The organism is Microcoleus pseudofavosus SVA1_A4 (assembly GCF_036700565.1).
Classification (GTDB): domain Bacteria; phylum Cyanobacteriota; class Cyanobacteriia; order Cyanobacteriales; family Microcoleaceae; genus Microcoleus.
The window spans coordinates 1-3986 of record NZ_JAUBPE010000155.1; the positions used below are offsets into that span (position 1 = coordinate 1).

Here is a 3986-nt window from a genome sequence, read left to right on the forward strand (position 1 = left end):
TTTAAATCACCCTAACCTTCCTTCAGTCTTGTCTTATGGTACTCTGGCTGCTTAAAAACTGTCCGAACTATTGTTTGACGACGGGAGACTTTTGACAAATTAGTTGTCCGCTCTTCTATAATTGACAAATTATGTGTCTTTTCTTGAAAACGGCTATTTTTACGAGTTTTTTAAGGATTGACACATTATTGTCCTTTTGTCTTATAATACATAAATGTTTTAATCAAACATTTATGTACCTATCGTTATGCAGCAATTGCTTGGAGGTATAAATGCTGATCCCTTCCTCAGATGAAACAGCTAGCCCTGTTGAAGTTCAGGAAATAGTGACTGAACTCTCAGATGAAGCAAAGCTTAAGCAGGAGGTAATTCAGAGCCTTATGGAACCGTGTGATCGCCGCACCTATGGGCAAAGGCAAGGAGAAGCAGCCCAAAAGCTGGGCGTATCAGTGCGAACGGTGCGACGGTTGGTTGCTAAGTGGGAGCAAGAAGGATTAGCCGCTCTTAACCACGATCAACGCGCCGATAAAGGAAAGCATCGCATCGCCCCTGACTGGCAAGACTTCATCCTTAAAACCTACAAGGAGGGCAATAAAGGTAGTAAACGCATTACCCCTGCCCAAGTAGCGATTCGTGTTCAGGCAAGGGCGCAAGAATTAGGTCAAGAAGATTACCCCAGTTACAGAACGGTATATCGCGTTCTGCAACCAATTGTTGAGCAGCAAGAGCAAAAGCAAAGTGTCAGGAGTAGAGGATGGCGAGGATCGCGGCTATCGGTTAAAACTCGTGATGGCAAAGACTTATCAGTGGAGTATAGCAACCATGTTTGGCAATGTGACCATACCCGTGCAGATGTGTTGTTGGTAGATCGAGATGGTCAGCTTTTAGGTCGTCCCTGGTTAACAACGGTGATTGATACCTATTCTCGCTGCATTGTAGGGATTAATTTGGGCTTTGATGCGCCAAGTTCCCAAGTGGTAGCTCTTGCCCTACGGCACGCTATGTTACGCAGTGTTGCTTCGTGGTACTTGTGGCGCAGTTTGGAGCTAAAGCCAGTTTGAGGAGTGCTGCCAAAAGGGGGGAAGATGTGATCCCTCCTATCGTTCATTCTCTACATCCCTCAGTGTGAGTACGCTGTTGTTATTCTTTGAACCCTTTGCTAGATAAGAGTTTCAAACTGTTACAGATGTTTCCGCTTTTATGCGGTACACTAAATATTTTGTAGTGGTTTGTAATAAATTGGTTTGCTAATTGCTACTGTACGTCACAAAAGCGGGAACCGCTGTAATCTTTGTTTATAAACAGCTTTTAGTATCAAAAGTCGAGTATAATAATCCAGAAACTGCTGTAAGTTTTCTCAAACGGAGACACTTTAGAATGCAAAAAAATATTCTCTCTCAAGGCTTTTATGATGATCAAGCTTCTAACCAGTTGGTTAGATTCTTAGAAGAACACGAACAAAAGCTGGGCATAAATAACTCAGTGCTTTACTATAATTTTCCTATCTTTAAGAATATTGATGAAGATGTTCAATCTCCTAGCTTGATGCTAATATGCCCATATCATGGAATCTTTATATTTCAGTGTAACAACAGAGCATCACGAGAATTAAAACTCGAAAATATTAAATATATTGATGATGAATTATCTCAAATATACAGCTTTATATTTTCCAAATTAATAAAGAATAAAAATATTAGAAAAGATCGTAGCAGTCTTTTGATTGACATTAATGCAGCCATATATGCACCTAATATTGATTCTCAGTATTTGGATTTAGAAAATGAATTAATAATTAATGATTCACAAATTACTACATCTTTAAATCAAGTTAATAATGAATCAGCTATTTCAGAGGAAATATTCAATGAAATTCTTGCTGTTATTGAGGGTTCTAAAGGTATTATCAAGCCGAAAGAACGGCATATATCAGAAAATCAATCAAATACTAAAGGCGGAATTTTAAGTGCTTTAGAAAAGGAAATAGCTAATTTTGATAAGAGGCAGAAGTATGCAGCTTTAACTCAATTGGAAGGCCCTCAAAGAATTAGAGGGCTTGCTGGATCGGGAAAGACGATTGTATTAACAATGAAAGCTGCATTAATTCATCTACGCAATCCAGATGCAATTATTTTGTATACATTTAACACTAAAAGTTTATATAGCTATATTAAACGTTTAATCACAAGATTTTACAGACAGCATGAAGATAGCGATCCAGACTGGAAAAAAGTACGCATCTTGCATGGTTGGGGAGGGAGTTCACTACAGGGTGTATACTATCAAGCGTGCAGTCAGAATAATGTTAAACCTATAAGTTTTAAAGAAGCTAAAAATCGGTTAGTCGATCCTTTTGACTTTGTTTGCCAAGATTTACTTGCTAAAAAAAATGGGAAATTGGACAAAGTTTATGATTATGTGATCATGGACGAAGCACAAGACTTTAAGCCTTCTTTCTATCAATTATGTCGTCAAATTGTACGCAATGACTGTCTCGTGTGGGGTTATGATGAACTACAAAATATTTTAAATGTAAAAATACAGTCCACTATAGAGACATTTAAAAATGAAAAATATGGGTACGAAGGGATTGATTTAGCTAAGTTGCAAGAGCAGTATCCCCAGATAGATAACGATATAGTTCTAGCCAAGTGTTATCGTAGCGCACGAGAAATTCTAGTTCTTGCACATTCAATAGGATTTGGGATTTATAATTCCCAAATTATACAGATGCTAGAAAATAAAGAGCATTGGAGTGATCTTGGATACGAAGTTATTCAAGGTGATTGTAAAGAAGGAGATCACATGATCATCCAGAGACCACTCAAGAATAGCCCTTTAACTATATCAAAGAAGCAAAAACCTGATGAACTTATCAAATATTACACGGCTTCTGGGATGGATGATGAAGTAAATTGGGTTTGTAATTCTATACAAAATAATATTGAGAATGAAAAACTTAATTCAGAAGACATTCTTGTTGTTTGTATAGATGATAAATATGCCAGAAAATATTTTACTAAGATTAGTGATAATTTAAGGGAAAGAGAGATTAAATCAAATAATGTTCTTTCAGATATTTATCCAACAGAGTTTTTTATGGAAGGATGTGTAACTCTGTCCACAGTTTATAGGGCTAAAGGTAATGAAGCGGCTATAGTTTATGTCATTGGAGTAGATACATTTGCTCTTGAAAAAGATTCAAGAATTGCCAGAAATAAATTATTTACTGCATTTACTCGTACAAAAGCTTGGTTAGTTGTGACAGGCGCAAACAAGTATGCTGAAATTTTATTTAATGAAATTAAAGCAGCTTTAAGTAAGATGCCAAATCTGGAGTTTATATATCCAAATATTGAAGAAATGAATGTTTTCCAGAGAGATTTGGCTGATGTCAATGTGGAAAAAGCATCTTTTCGAGAGAAAATTCAGGAACTTATGAATGAAGCAGAGAGAAAAGGTATTCCCACTGAAGAAGTGATGGATTTAATAAAGTTGGAAGGAAAGAAATGAATTTAACAATGATGGAAGAAGGGTTTAGGAAAGCAAAAAAGATATTGAAGGATTGTAATTTATTATACAGTGAAAACTATACTAGGACGCTAACGTTTACGCCTTCAAAATTTTCACGTGATTTCTTTCAAACTTCTCAAGATATAGCTCATAATGGGGATTATCGTAAGCTATATCAAGTGGCTATAACTAACAAAGATTATGATATCTTGCTCGAAGATTATTCTTTTTTTCAATTTTCTTGCGAAAGTAATTTAAATAATAAAGTAAAGTATAGATATGCCTATTATGAAGTGCCTTCTGAATTTCCAACTTACGAAGAGTTTTTAAATGAAAATAATTTCTCTTATAAAGATTGTGGAGAAGAATTCCGCCCTGATTACGAGCAAGTTATAGCAATACTCCGGACAGTTTTTAAAGAGGGATACGATCGCTTTTGCAGCAGAGAAGTGAAGAAAGTGAGTGCAATCTGA

3 protein-coding genes are annotated in these 3986 nt (G+C 36.1%); all 3 read left to right on the top strand.

The window, feature by feature from the left end; all coding sequences use genetic code 11:
• The first annotated feature begins 272 nt into the window (after positions 1 to 272).
• The 3 genes from QUA02_RS32845 to QUA02_RS32855 all read left to right on the top strand — a co-directional run bounded on the left by QUA02_RS32845 (position 273) and on the right by QUA02_RS32855 (position 3986).
• Positions 273 to 1061 carry a TnsB C-terminal domain-containing protein gene (locus tag QUA02_RS32845; protein ID WP_333033909.1) on the top strand — a complete coding sequence of 263 codons (789 nt, stop codon included), beginning with the start codon at positions 273 to 275 and terminating at the stop codon, positions 1059 to 1061.
• A 316-nt stretch (positions 1062 to 1377) separates the two neighbouring features.
• Positions 1378 to 3513: a DEAD/DEAH box helicase gene (locus tag QUA02_RS32850; protein WP_333033910.1), complete on the top strand. Its 2136-nt coding sequence runs from the start codon at positions 1378 to 1380 to the stop codon at positions 3511 to 3513.
• Positions 3510 to 3986: a DUF2290 domain-containing protein gene (locus QUA02_RS32855; RefSeq protein WP_333033912.1), complete on the top strand. Its 477-nt coding sequence runs from the start codon at positions 3510 to 3512 to the stop codon at positions 3984 to 3986. The genes QUA02_RS32850 and QUA02_RS32855 overlap by 4 nt, the downstream gene beginning before the upstream one ends.

Excerpts from the sequence above, each read along its gene's own strand:
- QUA02_RS32845 (WP_333033909.1), top strand. The coding sequence starts at position 273 with ATGCTGATCCCTTCCTCAGATGAAACAGCTAGCCCTGTTGAAGTTCAG.
- QUA02_RS32850 (WP_333033910.1), top strand. The coding sequence starts at position 1,378 with ATGCAAAAAAATATTCTCTCTCAAGGCTTTTATGATGATCAAGCTTCT.
- QUA02_RS32855 (WP_333033912.1), top strand. The coding sequence starts at position 3,510 with ATGAATTTAACAATGATGGAAGAAGGGTTTAGGAAAGCAAAAAAGATA.